Here is an 18,395-nt window from a genome sequence, read left to right on the forward strand (position 1 = left end):
GGGTGGTCACCACCTTCTGAGGACTCGGAGGGCGACGAGGCGCGTGCGACGGTGCATCGTCAGCTGCTCGCCCGTCTCGAAGAGGAGACGTTTGGCGCCGCGGGGCAGTTGGCGAATGTCGATCACTCGGTACGGCTCGCCGCCGACCTGGATGACGTCCCCGCGCTGCACGTTGGTCGAGGTGATCTCCACCCGGGAGGCGATGGCGCCGGTCGGGGTCCATGACGTCATCCCGTCGCCTCCGTGGGCTCGTGATGGGTGGCCGGCGGGTGGCAGGGGCAGGCGCACGCCTCGTAGATGACGGGGATACCGAGCGGGGCCGTGGCCGGGGAGGAGTGCGCGCACTCGTGGTGCGTGCCGATTCGGCACGAGGTCGAGTGGTACGGCGCTGCCTGCGCGTGGAGCATCAGGAAGCCTCCGCCGGCGTGAGGGGCTGGCCGGCGGTGAGCGGTAATGCCTTGTGGCGGCGAGGGCTTCCCGGGCGCCGGCCTCTGGTGGGTGGCGCCGCGCGGCGGATACGGTTGAACACGCTGATCAGCTCCTATCGCTGATGGCCAGGTCCCCGGACGTCGCCCGTCGCGGGGACCGCTTTGTGTACGGCGGCCCATAAGGTGCGGCCGTTCTCGCTGCTGGCGTGGAGGCCGAATCGGTCTGCCTGCGCCACCACGTCCAGGGCCTCCCGCCATGCCTGCGCGGGGAGGGGTTCCGGCACCTCCGCTTCGATCGTCGTTCGGTCGGCGTGCGGCTCCACGCGCGTGATGAATCCGAGGGCGGACAGCCCGGCGGCGATGTCCTCGGCGCTTGGCTTCGAAGCGGGCACAGACGAGCCTCCGTCGCCGGATGATGACACTGCGTGAAGCTAGTTAACTAGATTAGAGCTAGTGGACTAGATTTTCCACATGCCTGAGCAGCCGCCATACCTCCGCATCGCGGATGTCCTTCGAGAGCGGATCGCGGCGCACGAATGGGCGCCGGGGGATCGGCTGCCCTCACGCGCGCAGATCGCCCAGGAGCACGGCGTTGGCGACAACGTGGTGCGTCGGGCGCAGGAGTTGCTGATCTCTCAGGGTGTGCTGGAGGGGCGTGCGGGGTCGGGAACGTACGTCGCCGAGCCGCGGCAGCGGGTGCGGGTGGTTCGCTCCGTGGCGCGGGAGCAGGGCGGTGGTTCGCCGTTCCGGTCCGACATGAGGGCCATGGGCAGGCTCGGGGACTGGGAGAGCCGCATGGAGGCCAAGGTCCCGGCGCCGGCCGAGATCGCCGCGCGGCTCGGAATCGGCGAGGGGGACCTGTGCGTGCGGACCACGTACGAGTTCCTCGCGGATGGCCGGCCCGTGCAGCTGTCAACCAGCTGGGAGCCGTACGACCTCACCGGCGGGACCATCGTCGTCCTGCCCGAGGGCGGGCCCCACGCGGGTGAGGGTGTCGTGAACCGGATGGCCGTCATCGGCATCACGGTCACCCACGCCTTGGAGCAGCCCGAGCCGGCGCATGCGACCGCGGAGGAAGCCACGCTCCTCGGGATCCAGAAGGGTTCCTTCGTGACGCGCATCCGGCGGACGTACTACAGCGACGAGGGGCGGCCCGTGGAGACGGCGGACATCGTCGTGCCCGCCACGCTGTGCGAGATCGTTTACGAGGTGCCCGTCAGCCGGTAGGCAGGGCTGTCAGTGCTCCGGCGTACCGTCCCACCATGGCGAACAGACCCCCTGAAGCGTGGCGTGCCTGCATGGCGGAGGAAGCTCAGGCGGTGGCGTCCGGAGCGTTGAAGGCGGAGGGCGCCGGGGCGGCCGAGCTGTATCCCGAGTCTCTGTTGAGGGCGACGGACGTGGCGCTGGCGGCGTTCGAGGTGGAAGTGCGCGCCCTGGTGGAGCCCAGTGACGCGGAGGTCTTCGGGACGGTCGAGAGGGTAGTTCTCGCGCTCAACGCCGTCGACGGTGACGATAGTCATGGTGGCGCCGGCTACTGCACGGAGGAGCGGGAGCAACTGTGCGAGTACATCGATCGCACCTTGGGAGAGCACGGCGTGGATGTGGCCGCTCTGGCGGCGAGGAGGGGCATCGGCCGCGCCGAGATCACCGACGCTTGGCGTGACTGGTGACCGCTACCCGAGCGGGCGGAGGTCCGTCGTTGATGTCGTCAGGGGAGGAGTCCGGTCGCTCACATCCAAGGCCGACGCCATCGGGACTTGCGGTACAGCAGCGTCGTACCGCAACCACCGCAACCGCGCCTGGCTCGTTGCGGCCCGGAGCGGTCGTGAAGCGGCCGGTATGGCCCCCGCTGACCGATCCGGCTAGAGCTACGGATCAGAAGGTGTCTGACATGCAAGCCGCCGCCGGATGGGTCCGATTGCCGGCGCGACGAGCAGTGGTGGACTCGGCGGGGACGATCGCATCTAAAGCGGTGGTGGACAGCCGTCAGTATCTGCACGCTGTACGCATGCTTGCCGACGATGATTACCTGCTCCGCATCGGGCGCTTCTCCTACCTGGTCACCTACCTTGAGTGGCAGGTTCTGGGGGACCTCCCTCACATCCCAGGTCTGCCTGCCGAGCTGGACGTACAGAGGCTGGTTGGCATGACCACTGGGCGCCTCGCGCAGACCTTCCAGAGCAAGAAGGTCCTTCAGCAGGTGACGGACGTCGCTGCCCGGAACTGGCTGCGGAGATCGGGGGAGCTGTTGGAGAGCACCGCCCGGGATCGAAATTCTGTTCTGCATGCCCGCCCGGCCACGATCGCTGGCAGGCAAATGCTGCATCGGTGGCACCCAGAGGGGAGCCAAGTGTTCGCCGTAGATGAGGCATGGCTCGAAGCAGCCGAGCAGCGGCTTCGAGACGCCATTCGCGAAATCTCTGCCAGCCGGCTGGCCCGGATCCCATAGCGGCACGAAGTTCGGTGAAGGCTTGGCTTGCGGTACCACAGCGATACCGCAAGCCCCCGCTTCCGTCCCCCAACTTGCGCCATCCCGTAAGACTTTGAAGGGGCCGGTATGGCTGCACCTGGCCAGTCTTTCTAGAGCTACAGGTCGGAAGGTCGCCGTGCCAGACGCGTGCCAGACAGGGCGGGGAATCGCGGTCAACGGCGGGCACCGGGGCAAGCCTCAGCCTTCCGACTGAGACCTGTTTCCGCTGGTCAGAGGGCAGATGGCGCGGGCAAGATCGGTGATTCCCAAGCTTATAGCGCGGGTTCGATTCCCGTCATCCGCTCTTGAACGAAGGCCCTGGTCAGCGACCAGGGCCTTCGTCATTGTCTAGACCTCTCACCCTTTGCCGTGCCCTCCACGCGCCCCAACTCCCGCGAATGCCCTGGCCGGGGACCCTTTGGCACACCACCTGCGGCACCTGGACAGCCAGCCGGCCCGAATCGCGAGACGCACTTTGAGTGACCTGCGTCATAACCTGCCGTGGATTCGCGCATTCGCCGTCTCAAAGACACTGGCCAATCGCCATCCCGAACGCGTCAGTTGACGACGTCCTGCTGATGGTCCGCTCACCCAGCTGCCGGGATCCCGAGCTCGTCGAGCAGACCACGGACGCGCTGCTCGATCTGGTCACGGATGGGCCGGACCGAGGCGACGCCCTGGCCGGCGGGGTCGTCGAGGGTCCAGTCGAGGTAGCGCTTGCCGGGAAAGTACGGGCAGGCATCCCCGCAGCCCATGGTGATCACGACGTCCGACGCCTGGACAGCTTCCACAGTCAGCACCTTGGGGGTCTCGGCGGAGATGTCGATGCCGACCTCCGCCATGGCCTCGACCACCGCGGGGTTGACGGTGCCGGCCGGGGCGGAGCCGGCGGAGCGGACCTCGACGCGGTTCTGGCCGAGGTGGGTGAGGAAGGCGGCGCCCATCTGCGAGCGGCCGGCGTTGTGGACGCAGACGAACAGCACGGACGGGCGCGTGGGGGACGGGTTCACGGCAGGGGGCTCCAGACTTCAGCGGGAGGCGGGGACGGTGGCGATCGGCGCGGATCGGTCGGAGGCCTGCCGGGCGGGCGGGCCGAAAACAAGGAGGAGCAGGCCGAGGCCGGCGGCGGCGCCGAGGATCTGGGCGGCGACGAACGCGGGGACGGAGGCGGGGGCGATCCCGGCGAAGGAGTCGGTGAAGGCCCGGCCGATGGTGACCGCGGGGTTCGCGAAGGAGGTGGAGGAGGTGAACCAGTACGCCGCGCCGATGAACGCGGCCACGACCGCCGGGGCGAGGTGCGCCCGGCCGGTCCGGTTCAGACCGAAGGCGACCATCAGCAGTCCGGCCGTCGCGACGACCTCCCCCAGCCACAGGTGCGAAGCGGAGCGGTCATGCACGGAGAGGGCGAGCACGGGCTGACCGAAGACGGCGTTGGCCAGGAGCGAGCCGGTGATCGCGCCGGTGATCTGGGCGGGCACGTACGCGGCCACGTCCCTCGGGGACGGGCCGTCGCCGGAGCGGCGGCCCGTGAGGTGGGCGGCGAGGGTGACGACGGGGTTGAAGTGGGCGCCGGAGACCGGTCCGAACACCGCGATCAGCACGCCGAGGCCGAAGACCGTCGCCAGGCAGTTGGCCAGCAGCTGGATGCCGACGTCCTGGGACAGCTCGGTGGCCTGGATCCCGGAGCCGACCACGACCGCCACCAGCAGCGCGGTCCCGACCGCCTCCGCCGCCACGCGGCGTCTGAGCGGCACCGGGTCCGCGCTCACGTCTTCACCTCGGCAGCCTGCGGGGCGCCTTCAGGACGGCGGCAAGCCGGTCCAGAGTGGCGGGCAGCAGCCAGTAGTAGACCCAGGTGCCACGGCGTTCGCAGTCGACGAGGCCGGCCTGCCGCAGCAGCTTGAGGTGGTGGGAGATCGTCGGCTGGGACAGCTCGAAGGCCGGGGTCAGCTCGCACACGCAGACCTCGCCACCCTCTCGCGAGGCGATCATCGACAGGAGCCGCAGCCGGACCGGGTCACCCAGGGCCTTGAATACCTTCGCCAGGTCGGTGGCCTGGTCCTCGTCCAGCGGGGCCGCAGCGATCTGGCCGCAGCAGCCGTCGGCGTCCTGCCCCAGGACCACAAGCTCTTGTTTCGACATGCCTCTATGTTGACGTTCCTCGATCCAAGGCGCAAGCTTGTATCGATAAACATCGATGCAAGCTCGTCCCGCCAGGCCGGGCAGGGACCTCGTCCGTTGGGAGTCATCGTCATGAGCGAGCAGTCCACCAACCCGCGGGAAACCGTCCGCCGCCGCTACGCCGCGGCAGCCGTCCAGGTCACCGCGGGCGGCACCGCCTGCTGCGGGCCGGAGCCGGTCGAGATCGACGAGAACTTCGGCTCCACCCTCTACGCCGCCGACGAGCGCGAGGTCCTGCCCGCCGAGGCCGTCGCCGCCTCCCTGGGCTGCGGCAACCCCACCGCCGTCGCGGACCTGAACGAAGGCGAGCGCGTACTGGATCTGGGCTCGGGCGGGGGCATCGACGTCCTCCTGTCCGCCCGCCGCGTCGGCCCCACCGGCAAGGCGTACGGGCTGGACATCACCGAGGAGATGCTCGCCCTCGCCCTGGCCAACGCCGCGAAGGCGGGCACCACGAACGTCGAGTTCCTGAAAGGGGCCATCGAGGAGATCCCGCTGCCCGCGAACACCATCGACGTCGTGATCTCGAACTGCGTGATCAACCTGTCCACCGACAAGCAGGCCGTCTTCGCCGAGACCTTCCGCGTCCTCAAGCCGGGCGGCCGGATCGCCATCTCCGACGTCGTCGCCGACGACACCCTGAGCCCGGAACAGCGGGCCGAGCGCGGCGACTACGTCGGCTGCATCGCCGGCGCCCTCTCCTTCAGCGAGTATCGCCGCGGGCTCGAATCCGCCGGGTTCACCGACGTCGAGATCACTCCGACGCACTCCGTCGCGGACGGCATGCGCTCCGCCATCGTGCGCGCCGTCAAACCCTCCGCCATGGCTGACGCCTGGGCCGCCATCGGCACCCTCGTCGAGGAAGGAAAACTCCCGCTCCACGCACCCCTGGGCACCTTCCGGGACGAGGTCGCCACCCACCCGCTGGCCCAGGCCACGGCCCACCACCTGCTCAAGGACTCCCTCCGCGCCCACCAGGTCTACGGCTGCTGCTTCGACGACACCGCCGAGTGATGCTGTGCGAGGTGCCGCCGACGGCCACCTCCCTGTGCCCGTAGCGGCGTTCGGGATCGCAGCACTGCTTTCTGTGATTGGTCGAACAGCCGTTGGTCTGGCGGGGCGGTGGCCGGTTCTGCGATGCTTCCGTCCGACAAGCGACGGCGGAACGAGGAAGCCGGTGGGATTCCGGCACGGTACCGCCACTGTGTAGGGGGAGCGACTCCGCCATGGCCACCGCCCCGTCGAGGGGTGGGAAGGCCGGAGAAGCGTTGATCCCGAGTCAGGAGACTCACGCCGTCGCACCTCGATGTACGGGGCGGATTTCCCCAGGAGAGGCGGTGGCACCCGTGTGCCTGCGTACGTGTGGCGGCGGCTTCGCGCGGCCCTTGGCCCGTCCGGGCCTCTCGGCCCGGTGTGATGCGCCGCGAGCCCGTTCGGCCGGATTCTGACGACCCTCCCAACGGGCCCCTCTTCAGGAGTCCTTCTCCCGCGGGTCCCTTCCCGTACGCCGCGCCACGCGCCCCGGAACGCCGGTTCGCGCTGCCCACGCACGCCACCAGGAGTCACCTTGTCCGTACACCCAGTCACGCCCGGCCGCCGGCCGGCGGCGGCCACGGCCGCCCTGCTCGCCCTGGCGCTCGCCCTCACCGCGTGCGGTGGTGGCCGCGACTCCAGCCCATCCGCCGATGCGAAGGCCCAGGCCGCCGGGGAGGGATGCATCAAGGACTTCGACCCTGCCAAGGACTACTTCCCGGTCAAGTCGGCGGTGAAGCACGCCAAGAACTTCACGCTCCGGTACGAGAAGAGCTACCAGGTCCTCACCGTCAACGAGCCGTACCCCAAGGGCAAGCCCGAATCGTATGTGCTGGTCAAGTGCGGTGCGCCGAAGCCCCAGCTGACCGGTGAACTGGCCTCCGCGCAAGCGGTCACGGTCCCCGTCAAGAGCCTGTACTCCGCCTCCACCACCCACCTGCCCCTGCTGACCGAGACCGGCACCCTGGACGTGCTGACGGGTGTGGCGAGCGCAGCGAACATCAGCTCGGCCGAGGTGATCGAGCGCGTGAAGGCCGGCAAGGTCACCGAGTACGCCAAGGACCGGACCCTCAACGCCGAGACGGTCATCGGTGCCAAGCCGGACGTGCTCATGACCCAGGGCACCGACGACCCGCAGTACCCGAAGCTCCGTCAGGCCGGCATCGCCGTGGTCGCCAACGCCGAATGGCTGGAGCCCAGCCCGCTCGGCCGCGCCGAGTGGGTCAAGGCCATGGCCGCGCTCACCGGCGCGGAAAAGCGTGCGGGCGAGGTGTTCGACACCATCGAGGGCGACTACCGCAAGGTCGCCGACAAGGCCGCCGAGACGGTCAAGGCGGGCAAGCCCGTCGAGGTCCTGCCCGGCACGATGTACCAGGGCACGTGGTACATGCCCGCCGGCGGCAGCTACGCCGCCCAGTTGATCAAGGATGCGGGCGGTACCTACCCCTGGGCCGGCGAGGCGGGCACCGGCAACGTGCAGCTGAACTTCGAGGCCGTGTACGCCAAGGGCGGCCAGGCCCCGGTCTGGATCGCCGACAAGAAGTGGGAGTCCACCGGCGACGCGGTCAAGGCCGACAGCCGGTACGGGGAGCTGAAGGCGGTCTCCGACGGGGCGGTGTGGACGAACCAGAAGGCGCTCGGCCCCGGCGGCGGCAACGACTACTTCGAGCGCGGTGTGCTGCGCCCGGACCTGGTCCTCGCCGACCTCTTCGCGCTGATCCACCCCGACCAGGCGAAGGGCCACGCCTTCACCTTCTACAAGCCGGTGCCGAAGGCGTGAGCACGCACACGGCAACCGCGCCGGCCGCCGCCCCGGACACCACGCCGGGGCCGCGGCCGGCGGTACGGCCAGGGCGGCGGCGCCTCGCCGTCGTCCTCGCCCTCGCGGCCGGTACCGCCTTGCTCTTCGTCCTCACCATCGCGACCGGCTCCCACCCGGTGCCGGTCGCGGAGGTGGTGCGGATCCTGTTCGGCGGCACCGCCGACGACCCGCGATGGACCGTGATCGTCGAGCAGGTCCGGCTGCCGCGCGCGCTGACCGCCGCCGCCGTCGGTGCCGCCCTCGCGGTGGCGGGCGTGCAGATGCAGACCCTGTTCCGCAACGCGCTGGCCGACCCGTTCTCCCTCGGGGTGAGCTCGGGCGCGAGCATGGGCGTCGCCGCCGTGGTGGTCGGCACCGGCGGGGTCGCCGGAAGCTTCACCGGGAACCTGGCCGGGCTGGGACGGCTGGGCGTCGTCCTCGCCGCCTCACTCGGGGCCGCCGCCGTACTGGCCCTCGTCCTGCTCCTCTCGCAGTGGGTGCGGTCCGCCGTCACCCTGCTCGTCATCGGCGTCATGATCGGGTCGGCGGCCACCGCCGTGGTCAGCGTGATGCTGGTCTACGCCCGGCCCGAGCACGCGCAGCAGTTCGTCATGTGGGGCTTGGGCAGTTTCAGCGCCACGACCTGGCCCGACCTCCAGGTCATGCTGCCCGTCATCGGCGCGGGCCTGCTGGCCGCGCTCCTGACCTCCAAGCACCTCAACGCCCTGCTGCTCGGTGAGGACTACGCCCGCACCATGGGGCTCAACGTGCGGCGCAGCCGCGATCTGGCACTGCTGGGAACCTCGCTTCTGGCGGGCGCGGCGACCGCGTTCTGCGGCCCGGTCGCTTTCCTGGGCCTCGCGGTGCCGCATCTGACGCGGGTCGCGCTGGGCACCTCGGACCACCGGGCACTGATCCCGGCGTCGATGCTCGCGGGGGCGTTCCTCGCGCTCGCGTGCGCGCTGCTGAGCCAGCCCCCCGGCACCGAGGCCGTGCTGCCGCTCAACGCCATCACCTCACTGTTCGGTGCCCCGGTCGTCATCGCGTTCCTGATCCGCAGCCGTCGCGGCGTACAAGGAGTGACCTCGTGACCGACACGATGACCGAGCCCGTCAAGGACATGGCCGAGGGGTCGGACCGCCCCGGCGGACTGGCCACCGACCGGCTCGCCGTCGGCTACCGGGGCCGGCGGGGCCGCGGGCGCGGAGCGGGACGGGCCGTGCTGTCGGGGCTCGATCTCCAGGCGCGGGCCGGCGAGCTGACCGTACTGCTCGGGCCCAACGGCGCTGGCAAGTCCACATTGCTGCGGACCCTGTGCGGGCTCCTGCCGCCGCTCGACGGCCGGATCCGCGTGGGCGGGGCCGACCTGGCACGGCAGTCGCCGGCCGCCCTCGCCCGGCGGCTGGCCGTCGTCCTGACCGACCGGGTGGACCCCGGGCTGCTGTCCGTACGGGAACTGGCCGGGCTCGGCCGCCACCCGCACACCGGGTTCACCGGCCGCCTCACGGCAGCGGACCACGCCGCGGTCGAGTGGGCGCTGAAGGCGGTGGGCGCAGCGCAACTGGCGGACCGTCCGGCCGCCGAACTCTCCGACGGCGAACGCCAGCGCGTACTGACCGCTCGGGCCCTCGCCCAGGAGCCGGAGGTCGTCCTCCTCGACGAGCCGACCGCCTTCCTGGACGTGCCCTCCCGCGTGGCCCTCACCGTACTGCTGCGCGACCTCGCCCGGGACAAGGGTTTGACCGTGGTGGTCAGTACGCACGATCTGGAGCTGGCCCTGCGGGTGGCCGATGCCGTCTGGCTCGTCGACCGCGCATCCCGTGTTCAGGCCGGAGCACCCGAGGACCTGATCCGCAGCGGCGCCGTCGCCGGGGCGTTCGACGCCGACCACCTCGCCTTCGACCCGGCATCCGGCACCTTCGGCCTGCGCCGCACCGCACGCGCCGCCGTCGCGGTGGACGCGCCGGCCGATGTGCTCCCGCTCCTCGAACGCGCCCTCGCCCGGGAAGGGCTGGCCGTCGCGGACCAAGGTGATCCGCCCGCCAGGTCGAACGTGAGCTGGGACGGCGCGGACCGGCTCACCCTCACCGGACCGGACGGACGGACCGTCCGCGTCCGGGGCTTCCACGAACTCACGCGGACGGTGCGGACATGGTGACGTCGGCCCTCACCCCCGCCGCCCTGGCACGGATCTCGGTGATCGGCCCGTACTTCGCGCTGGCCACCGGCCATCGCCCCGGCACCGAGGGCTTCCGGCCGCTGACCGACCTGTACACCGACCCGGGCGCGCTGGAGGAATGCGTACGGGCCGTCTCCGGGCGGCTCGGCACCGACCAGCCCAGGGTGGCCGCGTCCACCCTGCACCTGGGCACCGTCTCCCGGCTCTGGTCCATCGCCCTGGCCTGCGCCACGCTCACCGGCAGCGTCCCCGACCTCGCGCCCGACCGGCTGTGGTGGCGCCTGCCCGCCTCCGGCCCCCTCGACCTGTGGCTCCCCGACCTGAGGGAGGTCGACCAGGAGCCGCTCCCGGCCCTGCTCCACACCGTCGCCGTCCAGAACCTGGCCCCCTGGGCCGACGCCGTACGGCGCGTGTCGGGCGTATCCGCGCACACCCTGCGCGGCAACGCCGCCTCGGCGCTGATCGGAGCCCACCGCGTCCTGCTGGCCAGGGCGCCGGACCCCTTCCTCCCCGTCGTGCCCCTCGTCCGCGCGCTGCTGGACCGGCCGCCGCTGGCGGGCACCGGCACGTACCGCGCCACCCCTCCCGGACCGCTCGCCTTCCGACGTCGCAGCTGCTGCCTGTACTACCGCGTACCGGGCGCGGGCACCTGCGGCGACTGCGTCCTCACCCCCAACGCCCACAAGGAGAAGACCCCGTGACCACCACCGAGCCGACCGTCGTCGAGACCCCCGGCGGCGGTACCCAGCACGTCTGGCCCCTCCCGGTCGACGAGGCCACCCTCCTCGACCTCGTCACCACCGTCTTCACCGACCACTGGCAGCATATCCACTTCGGTCCCATCATCGAAGGCGCCGCCTGGGAGGTGGGCGCCCCGGGCGCCCCCACCGCCATCACCATGAACGACGGCTACGCCACCATCGACTTCGGCGCCTGGCACTTCCACCTGTGCATCGGCGAGCACACCGCCTCCGGCCCCGAACTCGGACGCATCCGCCGCTGCTCCCGCGCCGAGCTCTACCGCAGCATCGGCTCCGACGGCGCCCCCGTCAGCTGGGGCGCCCGCCTGTTCAACGGCCGGGACGAGCAGATGATGACCGTCCTGCTGCCCAACCCGTTCCTCACCGACCGCCAGGAGATCCTCGACGCCCCCGACTTCACCCGGCTCACCGCCTGGGACGCCCTCCGCGACCGCTTCCTCGGCCTGTCGCCCGACCCTCTCGACCGCACGGGCAAAGGCTTCCGGCACGACGGCTGACGTACGGGCGGATGCCGCTCGCGTCCGCAACAGCAGGCCCGGCACGCCGGACCGGACCGCAAGACGGCATCGCCCCGCAGTTCGCCGCGGCACGGGGCGGCCTTTTCGCTACCCCTGCACTTCACGGACCCAGGCCGTGAGTCCCGCCAGGAAACCCGCCTTCTCGTCGGGCGACAACCCCTCCAGCGCGCGCAGCAGCGGATCCGTTCGCCGGACGATGAAGGATTCGAGCGGCGGGCGGTATTGCTCGGCCAGGGACACCAGGACGCGGCGACGGTTGGCCGGGTCCTCTGCCCGTTCCACGATGCCGGCCCGGCTCAACGCTCCCACCAGCTCGCTGGCGGTGGGCAGTGACACCTGAAGACGTCGGGCGATCTCACTGACGGCCAGCGGCTGCCCGGCCAGCAACTGTGGCAGCACCGCGCCGTGGCGTGGCGTGAGGCCGTGCGCCTCCATGGCGTCGCGCAGGGGCTCCGGCATCAGGTCCCGCACGGCCGAACCGCGGAAGAACGGCTCCAGCAGCGGGACGAGACCGGCGACTTCGAGCTCGGCCGGCGTCGGCTTCCGTGGCGTTCTCGCGGAGTCCTGGGTGCGCGGCATACTGCAAGTGTATATGGTTTGGATCTCCAAACTATTTGGCTTTCCGAAGGGACTTCTCATGCCCTCGATCGGCTACAGCGATGCGCTCAACGACGCTCTTGAACGGATGGACGACCTCGGATACGAGCGAGGAGTGGGGGTCGACCTCGCCAATCACGGCCCGATGGGCGCCGAGGCGCTTGCCCTGCTCGGGCACGGGGACGAGGTCGCCCGCTGGGTGGAGCGCTACCGGAAGGCGATGGAGCACCACGAACCCCCCGCAGCCCGTTTCGCCCTGGACCCCGCGGACGAGGCTTCGTGGCGTCCCGCTCTCGGCAGCTTCCAGCGGGCCGGTGACTGGGAGCGGCTCTTCGTCCGGGAACTGGCCGAGCAGCACTGGCGCGACGTGCTCGTACGCTGGTGGCCCCGCCTGCTCCCAGGTCTGTTCGCGGGCCTGACGCACGGACTCATCCGCACCGCGCACGCCGTACGCGGCCTGTACGCGGCCGGCGACAGCCCCGCACCGCTCCAGCTGAACGAACTGGCCCGTGGGCTCGCATACTGGGCGGCCCGCTACACCGAACTCCCGGGCCACCCGCGCCTGCGCGGCTCCCAAGCGCTGCCCGACGCGGTCGCGGCGCTGCCCCGCGTACCGCTCGACGGCCCCATGGGGCCGGACACCGCACGCCACCGCCTGGACACGCTCGCCGAACTGCCCGGCTACGGCGACTCGTTGGATCTGCTGGAGCGGCAGCAGGCACCCCGGCTGCTGAGCGAGATGACGGCCCAGTTCGCGGATGTCTATCTGGGCCACCCCGAGGTGTACCCCGTACCGCTGATCCACGGCGTCACCGCGCCCGCCGCCGTCCGCCTCGTGCTCCCGCATCTGCCGCACGAACTGTACGAACCGACGGTGGCTCGGCTCTGGCAGGTGCAGTCCGCCTTCCTGTTCGCCTTCACGTCGGACCGTCGCGACGAGGGCACTGAAGCCTGGCGGTCGGAGATACCGGACCTCCCCGCGCCGGCCGAGCTCGGGGCCCGTGCCGCCGAGCACGGTGACGAGCACGTCATCAAGTTCACCGAGGCGTGCCTGCGCGAGTACGCCCTGCGGCCCGACCCCCGGTACCCGGCCGCCGCCTACGCCGCGCTGCGGCGCATCGCCCCGCTCGACGACGGCGGCGGGGTCCGCGGCGCCGTCTCGTGACGCACCGGCGCCCGAGATCTGGTCGGTGACTGCCTTTACCTCGTCGCGGACGACCTTCGTCAGCCGGCCTCATCCTCGGCGTGGAAGGCGTACTCCCACACCCAGCGGTCGCCGGTCACCGGGCGGCCCCGCCGGCGGTTCGGATGCCCGCCTCGGTGGCCGCGGCGCCCGACCCGAGGCCGCCGAGTCGGAGGGCGTCTCTCATCTCGCTGAGCTTCGCGGTCGACTCCGGAGTTCGCTCCTGCGCCCGTTCCGCGAGTTGAACGGCGTCCTCGATCTCGCGGAGCTTCGCGGAGGGCAGGATGCCGGCCGGCTCGATCAGGTCGTCCCGGGACACAGTGGTCAGCCACGTACAGGGGGTGAAGCCCGGTCGCGGGAACGCGAACCGCAGGACACCGTCAAAGGGCAGTCCCTCCAGGGCGCCCACGGCCACTTCGACGCCCAGACCGCTGATGTCCACGCCCGCTGGGTCGACGACCTGCATCACCCTGATCCCGGAGGCGCTGTCTCCCGACAGCACGACGGCCGGCCGCCGCTCGTCGAACTCGACCCACCAGACTTCCCCACGTCGCACAGGTCCTCCCGGATGCAGAACGGCGGTGGACACGGACACCCTGCGCCAGAGTACGGAGTGATTCCCGGCTCCGCGGGATGGTGGGCAGGGGCGGAGGTCAGCCCAGGGCGAGCCAACGGATGCCGAGTCGTTCGACCTGAGCGGCCTCCGCTTCGTCCAGTGCCTCTCGGCCGGTGGCCTTGCGCAGGAAACGCGTCGGGTTCCACCCCAGATTGTCAGCCGCCGCCGTGTGCTCCGGGCCGAGGAGCAGCTCCGTCAGGGTCTCGCCGGCCGCCGGGGTCAGCCAGGCTTCGCATCCGAGCGCGTCGGCCAGGTCGAGGCCGTGGACGGCGACCTCCACGACGCGGGTAAGAAGGAAGTCCGACAGCAGCATGGCGTCGCCGTGGCGTGTCCGCACGGTCCGGCCGGCGGGTTGTTCCTGGCACATCCGGTCGACCCGCCGCCAGGTCGCGGCGAAGTCCTCGGCGCATTCGGGGCCGTCTGTCGGCCGCGCGGCACGGTCCTGGGCCAAGGCGATCCGCTTGCTGTTGGTCTGCGCCGAGAAGCGGTCGTCCGGGCGGTAGTACTCCACCGCGGAGATCTCCGCCTCGCCGGGTGCCGGCGCGTCCAGCATGGCCGGAAGCCAGTCGATCACCACGCATACGTGCCCGAGCAGGTCGCGTACGGACCAGGGAGTGCAGCGTGTCGGGAGGTTCCACTCGGCCTCGGCCAGTCCCGCCACGGCGTCGCCGAGAGCCTCGCATTCCAGCCGGAAGGCTCCGAGCACCTGGTCGTGGTCCACTCCGCTCCGCTCCCCGTCCGCTCGCCGTCCCGCGCTCACTTCGCCCCCCGTTCCGCTCCGCCCGGAGCACTGAGTAGATCACCAGATCGTTCCGATGTCCGCCTCAGATCATCGATACGCGCGGCAATGCGCTCCCGGTTGCAGACCGATGAAAAAGATCGCCGGGCAGGAGCCCGGCCTTCTCCGCCGATCTTCCTCACGGGGCGTGCGACAGCTTCCCCGCCATGACCGAACCCGGATCCTTCGCCTGGCCGCCCGCCCCGATACCGAGCTCGCTGTTAAGGGGCATGGTCAGCCCGCACCACGCGCGCGAAAGTGCCGGGGCCGAGGGTGTCGGTGCGCCGAAGTTCGATCGTGGTCTTCGGCGGCACGCAGAAGGATGGCAGGTCAGGAGGCGGGGAAGGCGGCCCCGCGCGGCCACTCGGCAGGCAACCGCGTCACGCGTGGCCCTTTCGAGTGAGCGCTCCGCAGGGCGTCAGCGTGCCGACCGGGCCCGTTGTGATCATGGCGATGCACGCACCCTTCTCCGCCAACGCGAAAGGCAGCGCCCCATGAGCACTCCCGGAGATGACAGCCCTACGCCGGTCACCGCGAACCAGCTGTCCCAGGTGCAGAGGTCCGGCGTCTGGGCCTCTGACACCTCGGTCTCGGCCGACGCCGTGGCGTTGAGCGAGGCGCTGGTCGCCACGATGACCGGCACCGCTGAACAGCCTCTGCTGCCGAAGGAGTTGCAGGAGCTGGTCGACCAGGTGAAGGCGGTCGCCACGATCGGCGTCCCGTGGATCACCGCGCACGACGGCGTCCGGCTGTCCGCCTTCAGCATCAAGCTCAACGGCGACGAGCCCCGCCCGGTGGTCATCGTCCCGGCCGGGTGGACGCCGCTCGGCTGGACGATGTTCCCGTACCTGTACCTGCGCCTGGCCAAGCGCGGCTACCACGTGCTCGCCTACTCCCCGCGCGGCATCGGCCAGACCTTCCAGCTCCCGGGCGGCGACTTCATCGACGCCCCGTTCACCTCCAAGGGCACCGTGGATGTGGCCGGACCCGACGACTGGGCCGACGGCTCCACGATGATCGACTACGCGCAGCAGCAGTTCGACCCGAGCAAGGTCGCGTTCCTCGGCGAGTCCTACGGCTCCGGGATCAGCCAGCTGGTCGCGGCACACGACCGGGCGGAGCGCGTGGCTGCCGTGGTGGCGCTGAGCACCTGGGGCGACCTGCATGCCTCGCTGCTCGGCAACACCACCCGCCACCTGGCCGCCGTCGATGCCCTCGCCAAGTTCACCGGCGGGCCCGAGGAGCGCAAGTTCGATGCGGCCACCCGACAGCTGCTCAAGGACTTCCGCGACGGCACGAACCCGAAGGGCGTGAAGGCCTGGGCGCTGGAGCGGTCCCCGATCAGCTACCTGAAGCAGACCAACGCCCGTGGCATCCCGACGTTCTACTCCAACACGTGGCACGAGACGCTGTTCCCCGTCAACGGCGCCCTGGCCACGTTCCAGAAGCTGACCGTCCCCAAGCACCTGAACCTGTGGATCGGCGACCACGCCGCCCCCGAGGGCGCCGGCCTGACCGTGCCGGGCCCGAACCTCCCGGTCGACGAGGCCCTCGCCTGGCTCGACCACCACATCCTCGGCGTCGCCAACGACGTCCCCTCCTGGCCGCAGATCAGGAGCCAGGTGATGTTCGCCCCCACCGTCCGCGAGTCCATCGCGAACTGGGACGAGGTGACCAAGCGCACCGAGAAGCTGTACCCGGGCGCCGCGGCCGAGGGCCAGGACGGCCCGCTCGGCACCGCCCCGGCCGCCGGATGGCAGGTCTCGTTCACCACGGGCAAGCTCACCGAGGCCAAGGCCGTGGACGAGCTCCTGACCACCGGCCAGCAGGAGTGGCAGGGCAACCCGAAGAGCTACGCCACGGGTAAGTTCGACCGCCGCTACCTCGCCACCTGGGTCTCCCCGGCCGGAGCCCGCAAGGTGCGCGGCGTGCCGCACATCCAGCTGACCGTCACTCCCGCCGCCGAGTCCGCGACGCTGGTGGCCTACCTGTTCGACCTCGCCCCGGACGGCAGCGCCCGCATCATCACCCACGAGCCGTACACCCTCACCGGCGCCACGGCCGGGCGGGCCACCACCGTGGACTGGGACCTGCAGGCCGCCGCCTACGACATCGCGGCCGACCACAAGGTGATGCTGGTGGTCAACGCCAAGGACAAGCTCTACTCCGACGACAACCCCAACCTCGTCACCCTCGGCATCGGCTCCACCGCCGGCAGCGAGGCCCGCCTCGACCTGCCCCTCGGCTGATCCGAGCCCCCGCCCGCCCCGCAGTGACGGCGGGGCGGGGCGGGCCGGAACCCGGATCTCTACGGCTGGGTGGAGAAGATGGTGCAGATGCCGTCCTCCGCACAGATGGCCGGGTCCGTCTCGGCGGCGCGGCGGGCGAGGACGCGAAGTGCGCTGCGGGTGGTGCGGAGTTCCGCGATGCGCCGGTTGATCTCTTCGAGGTGCTGGTCGATGAGGTCACCGACGTGGGCGCAGGGGGCTTGTCCGCTGTCGCGGAGGGTCAGGATGTCGCGGATCTCGGCGAGGGTGAGGCCGGCATGCTGGGCGTCACGGATGAAGGCGAGCCTGGTGACGGCTTCGGGCGCGTAGTCGCGGTAGCCGCCGGGGGTCCGCGACGGTGCGGGCATCAGGCCGACCTGCTCGTAGTAGCGAATGGTCTTGGCCGTCAGCCCGCTGGTGCCGGCGAGGTCTCCGATGCGCATGCCTCAAGGCTAACGCTTGACCTTCCAGTGCGCTGGAAGGTTTACGGTCGGCTCAGAGGCAACGAGCCGAGGCAGCGAGCTGAGAGGACGATGCCATGCGGATCACGGTTCTGACGGTTCCGGACTGCCCGAACGGGCCGGTCGTGGAGGAACGGATCACCGCCGCGCTGGCCGGCCGGGCCGCCGAGGTCGAACACGTCGAGGTGCACGAGGAGAGCGAGGCTGCTCGCTGGGGCATGACCGGCTCCCCGACCGTTCTGCTGGACGGAGTCGACCCCTTCGCGGTGCAGGACGCCGTTCCGAGCGTGTCGTGCCGCATCTACCGCGACGGCGGCCGGGCGGACGGTGCCCCGAGCGTGGCCGCCCTGCGCTCCGCCCTTGTCGACGCGGGCCTTGCCGAGGCAGGCCTTGCCGAGGCAGTGGAGGAGAGCTGCTGCGAGACGGATCTGTTCGATCCCATCGGGCGGAACGGCCGCGGACGGGTGGCTCCGGCTGAACGCGGCTTGCGGGCCGTGCATCAGGCCGTACTGCGTCACTTCGCGACGGCCGGCCGGGCCCCGGAGGCGGCGCTGCTGGAACCTGTCGCAGCCGCTGCCGGGCGTACGGCCCGGGAGGTGCTGGCGGAGCTCGACCGGGAGGACTTCCTGACCCTGGACGAGGACGGGCAGGTCCGGGCGGCGTATCCGTTCTCCGCCGTACCGACCCCGCACCGGGTGTGCATCGACGGCGGGGCGGAGGTGTTCTCGATGTGCGCCGTCGACGCCCTCGGAATCCCGTCGATGCTCGGCCGGGACGTGGTGATCTCCTCCACCGATCCGGTGACCGGCGAGCTGATCACTGTCACCTCGACGGGCGGGACGACGGTGTGGGAGCCGGACTCGGCCGTGGTCTTCGTCGGCCGCCGCGGCTCCTCCGGTCCCGCCGAGACGGTGTGCTGCGACGCGCTGAACTTCTTCACCGGCCGCGCCTCGGCCACCACCTGGTCGCAGCAGCATCCGGATGTGCCCGGCGGCATCGTCGGCCAGGCCCGCGCCGAGCAGCTGGGCCGGCAGACCTTCGGCCCCTTGCTGACGACGGCGTCCCCGAACTCCCCCGACTCCCCCGACGCTCCCTGACGCTCCCTGACGTCCCGCCGGCCGAG

At 71.0% G+C, this 18,395-nt stretch carries 20 protein-coding genes and 1 riboswitch; of the genes, 12 read left to right on the forward strand and 8 right to left on the reverse strand.

What is annotated here, in order from left to right; translation table 11 throughout:
• Positions 1 to 6 precede the first annotated feature (6 nt).
• Positions 7 to 231, reverse strand: a complete 225-nt coding sequence (locus ACZ6KO_RS27140; protein ID WP_469306636.1) for a hypothetical protein — start codon at positions 229 to 231, stop codon at positions 7 to 9.
• A 668-nt stretch (positions 232 to 899) separates the two neighbouring features.
• On the opposite strand from ACZ6KO_RS27140, the gene ACZ6KO_RS27145 reads away from it, so the two are divergent.
• The 3 genes from ACZ6KO_RS27145 to ACZ6KO_RS27155 all read left to right on the forward strand — a co-directional run bounded on the left by ACZ6KO_RS27145 (position 900) and on the right by ACZ6KO_RS27155 (position 2,877).
• On the forward strand, positions 900 to 1,655 hold the full coding sequence (locus tag ACZ6KO_RS27145; RefSeq protein ID WP_469306637.1) for a GntR family transcriptional regulator: 756 nt from the start codon (positions 900 to 902) through the stop codon (positions 1,653 to 1,655).
• 35 nt (positions 1,656 to 1,690) lie between these two features.
• Positions 1,691 to 2,098 carry a hypothetical protein gene (locus ACZ6KO_RS27150; protein ID WP_469306638.1) on the forward strand — a complete coding sequence of 136 codons (408 nt, stop codon included), beginning with the start codon at positions 1,691 to 1,693 and terminating at the stop codon, positions 2,096 to 2,098.
• Positions 2,099 to 2,319: 221 nt separating this feature from the next.
• Positions 2,320 to 2,877, forward strand: a complete 558-nt coding sequence (locus ACZ6KO_RS27155) for a hypothetical protein (protein ID WP_469306639.1) — start codon at positions 2,320 to 2,322, stop codon at positions 2,875 to 2,877.
• A gap of 608 nt (positions 2,878 to 3,485) precedes the next feature.
• Here the strand turns inward: ACZ6KO_RS27155 and ACZ6KO_RS27160 are convergent.
• Genes ACZ6KO_RS27160 through ACZ6KO_RS27170 form a run of 3 tightly spaced genes read right to left on the reverse strand, consistent with a single transcriptional unit; the run spans position 3,486 to position 5,040 of the window.
• The gene (locus ACZ6KO_RS27160; RefSeq protein WP_469306640.1) at positions 3,486 to 3,908 is read right to left on the reverse strand and encodes an arsenate reductase ArsC; all 423 of its coding nucleotides are present in this window, start codon (positions 3,906 to 3,908) and stop codon (positions 3,486 to 3,488) included.
• An 18-nt stretch (positions 3,909 to 3,926) separates the two neighbouring features.
• Positions 3,927 to 4,667, reverse strand: a complete 741-nt coding sequence (locus ACZ6KO_RS27165; RefSeq protein WP_469306641.1) for an aquaporin — start codon at positions 4,665 to 4,667, stop codon at positions 3,927 to 3,929.
• 4 nt (positions 4,668 to 4,671) lie between these two features.
• Positions 4,672 to 5,040 (reverse strand): ArsR/SmtB family transcription factor, encoded by a 369-nt coding sequence (locus tag ACZ6KO_RS27170; protein WP_469306642.1) that lies wholly within the window; start codon positions 5,038 to 5,040, stop codon positions 4,672 to 4,674.
• A gap of 111 nt (positions 5,041 to 5,151) precedes the next feature.
• Between ACZ6KO_RS27170 and arsM the strand changes: the two genes are divergently transcribed.
• From arsM to ACZ6KO_RS27200, 6 genes are all read left to right on the forward strand, one after another.
• On the forward strand, positions 5,152 to 6,093 hold the full coding sequence (gene arsM / locus ACZ6KO_RS27175; protein ID WP_469306643.1) for an arsenite methyltransferase: 942 nt from the start codon (positions 5,152 to 5,154) through the stop codon (positions 6,091 to 6,093).
• A 107-nt stretch (positions 6,094 to 6,200) separates the two neighbouring features.
• Positions 6,201 to 6,391: riboswitch (cobalamin riboswitch) on the forward strand.
• A 255-nt stretch (positions 6,392 to 6,646) separates the two neighbouring features.
• The gene (locus ACZ6KO_RS27180; protein ID WP_469306644.1) at positions 6,647 to 7,891 is read left to right on the forward strand and encodes an ABC transporter substrate-binding protein; all 1,245 of its coding nucleotides are present in this window, start codon (positions 6,647 to 6,649) and stop codon (positions 7,889 to 7,891) included.
• The gene (locus ACZ6KO_RS27185; RefSeq protein ID WP_469306645.1) at positions 7,888 to 9,003 is read left to right on the forward strand and encodes a FecCD family ABC transporter permease; all 1,116 of its coding nucleotides are present in this window, start codon (positions 7,888 to 7,890) and stop codon (positions 9,001 to 9,003) included. The genes ACZ6KO_RS27180 and ACZ6KO_RS27185 overlap by 4 nt, the downstream gene beginning before the upstream one ends.
• Positions 9,000 to 10,070: an ABC transporter ATP-binding protein gene (locus tag ACZ6KO_RS27190; RefSeq protein ID WP_469306646.1), complete on the forward strand. Its 1,071-nt coding sequence runs from the start codon at positions 9,000 to 9,002 to the stop codon at positions 10,068 to 10,070. Before ACZ6KO_RS27185 ends, ACZ6KO_RS27190 begins: the two co-directional genes overlap by 4 nt.
• Positions 10,064 to 10,792, forward strand: coding sequence for a (2Fe-2S)-binding protein (locus tag ACZ6KO_RS27195; protein ID WP_469306647.1), 729 nt, complete (start codon positions 10,064 to 10,066; stop codon positions 10,790 to 10,792). The genes ACZ6KO_RS27190 and ACZ6KO_RS27195 overlap by 7 nt, the downstream gene beginning before the upstream one ends.
• Positions 10,789 to 11,349, forward strand: coding sequence for a DUF7676 family protein (locus ACZ6KO_RS27200; protein WP_469306648.1), 561 nt, complete (start codon positions 10,789 to 10,791; stop codon positions 11,347 to 11,349). Before ACZ6KO_RS27195 ends, ACZ6KO_RS27200 begins: the two co-directional genes overlap by 4 nt.
• Positions 11,350 to 11,457: 108 nt before the next feature.
• On the opposite strand, the gene ACZ6KO_RS27205 is transcribed toward ACZ6KO_RS27200, so the two are convergent.
• The gene (locus ACZ6KO_RS27205; RefSeq protein ID WP_469306649.1) at positions 11,458 to 11,949 is read right to left on the reverse strand and encodes a MarR family winged helix-turn-helix transcriptional regulator; all 492 of its coding nucleotides are present in this window, start codon (positions 11,947 to 11,949) and stop codon (positions 11,458 to 11,460) included.
• A 58-nt stretch (positions 11,950 to 12,007) separates the two neighbouring features.
• On the opposite strand from ACZ6KO_RS27205, the gene ACZ6KO_RS27210 reads away from it, so the two are divergent.
• Positions 12,008 to 13,132 carry a questin oxidase family protein gene (locus ACZ6KO_RS27210; RefSeq protein ID WP_469306650.1) on the forward strand — a complete coding sequence of 375 codons (1,125 nt, stop codon included), beginning with the start codon at positions 12,008 to 12,010 and terminating at the stop codon, positions 13,130 to 13,132.
• A 115-nt stretch (positions 13,133 to 13,247) separates the two neighbouring features.
• Here the strand turns inward: ACZ6KO_RS27210 and ACZ6KO_RS27215 are convergent, their stop codons facing one another.
• Both ACZ6KO_RS27215 and ACZ6KO_RS27220 read right to left on the reverse strand, forming a co-directional pair.
• Positions 13,248 to 13,706 (reverse strand): type II toxin-antitoxin system PemK/MazF family toxin, encoded by a 459-nt coding sequence (locus ACZ6KO_RS27215; RefSeq protein ID WP_469306651.1) that lies wholly within the window; start codon positions 13,704 to 13,706, stop codon positions 13,248 to 13,250.
• Between the two features lie 97 nt (positions 13,707 to 13,803).
• A complete protein-coding gene (locus ACZ6KO_RS27220; protein WP_469306652.1) occupies positions 13,804 to 14,487 on the reverse strand; it encodes a maleylpyruvate isomerase N-terminal domain-containing protein in 684 nt (227 codons plus the stop codon).
• 551 nt (positions 14,488 to 15,038) lie between these two features.
• Between ACZ6KO_RS27220 and ACZ6KO_RS27225 the strand changes: the two genes are divergently transcribed.
• Positions 15,039 to 16,793 (forward strand): alpha/beta fold hydrolase, encoded by a 1,755-nt coding sequence (locus tag ACZ6KO_RS27225; RefSeq protein ID WP_469306653.1) that lies wholly within the window; start codon positions 15,039 to 15,041, stop codon positions 16,791 to 16,793.
• 59 nt (positions 16,794 to 16,852) lie between these two features.
• Here the strand turns inward: ACZ6KO_RS27225 and ACZ6KO_RS27230 are convergent, their stop codons facing one another.
• Positions 16,853 to 17,254 carry a heavy metal-responsive transcriptional regulator gene (locus ACZ6KO_RS27230; RefSeq protein WP_469306654.1) on the reverse strand — a complete coding sequence of 134 codons (402 nt, stop codon included), beginning with the start codon at positions 17,252 to 17,254 and terminating at the stop codon, positions 16,853 to 16,855.
• A gap of 95 nt (positions 17,255 to 17,349) precedes the next feature.
• On the opposite strand from ACZ6KO_RS27230, the gene ACZ6KO_RS27235 reads away from it, so the two are divergent.
• Positions 17,350 to 18,369 carry an alkylmercury lyase family protein gene (locus ACZ6KO_RS27235; RefSeq protein WP_469306655.1) on the forward strand — a complete coding sequence of 340 codons (1,020 nt, stop codon included), beginning with the start codon at positions 17,350 to 17,352 and terminating at the stop codon, positions 18,367 to 18,369.
• Positions 18,370 to 18,395 lie beyond the last annotated feature (26 nt).

Source organism: Streptomyces sp. NPDC042102 (assembly GCF_055582305.1).

Bases quoted from the DNA above. Each gene is read 5' to 3' on its own strand.
- ACZ6KO_RS27145 (WP_469306637.1), top strand. From the start codon at position 900: ATGCCTGAGCAGCCGCCATACCTCCGCATCGCGGATGTCCTTCGAGAG.
- ACZ6KO_RS27155 (WP_469306639.1), top strand. From the start codon at position 2,320: ATGCAAGCCGCCGCCGGATGGGTCCGATTGCCGGCGCGACGAGCAGTG.
- ACZ6KO_RS27150 (WP_469306638.1), top strand. From the start codon at position 1,691: ATGGCGAACAGACCCCCTGAAGCGTGGCGTGCCTGCATGGCGGAGGAA.
- arsM (WP_469306643.1), top strand. From the start codon at position 5,152: ATGAGCGAGCAGTCCACCAACCCGCGGGAAACCGTCCGCCGCCGCTAC.
- ACZ6KO_RS27225 (WP_469306653.1), top strand. From the start codon at position 15,039: ATGAGCACTCCCGGAGATGACAGCCCTACGCCGGTCACCGCGAACCAG.
- ACZ6KO_RS27230 (WP_469306654.1), bottom strand. From the start codon at position 17,254: ATGCGCATCGGAGACCTCGCCGGCACCAGCGGGCTGACGGCCAAGACC.
- ACZ6KO_RS27170 (WP_469306642.1), bottom strand. From the start codon at position 5,040: ATGTCGAAACAAGAGCTTGTGGTCCTGGGGCAGGACGCCGACGGCTGC.
- ACZ6KO_RS27210 (WP_469306650.1), top strand. From the start codon at position 12,008: ATGCCCTCGATCGGCTACAGCGATGCGCTCAACGACGCTCTTGAACGG.
- ACZ6KO_RS27140 (WP_469306636.1), bottom strand. From the start codon at position 231: ATGACGTCATGGACCCCGACCGGCGCCATCGCCTCCCGGGTGGAGATC.
- ACZ6KO_RS27235 (WP_469306655.1), top strand. From the start codon at position 17,350: ATGCGGATCACGGTTCTGACGGTTCCGGACTGCCCGAACGGGCCGGTC.
- ACZ6KO_RS27195 (WP_469306647.1), top strand. From the start codon at position 10,064: ATGGTGACGTCGGCCCTCACCCCCGCCGCCCTGGCACGGATCTCGGTG.
- ACZ6KO_RS27205 (WP_469306649.1), bottom strand. From the start codon at position 11,949: ATGCCGCGCACCCAGGACTCCGCGAGAACGCCACGGAAGCCGACGCCG.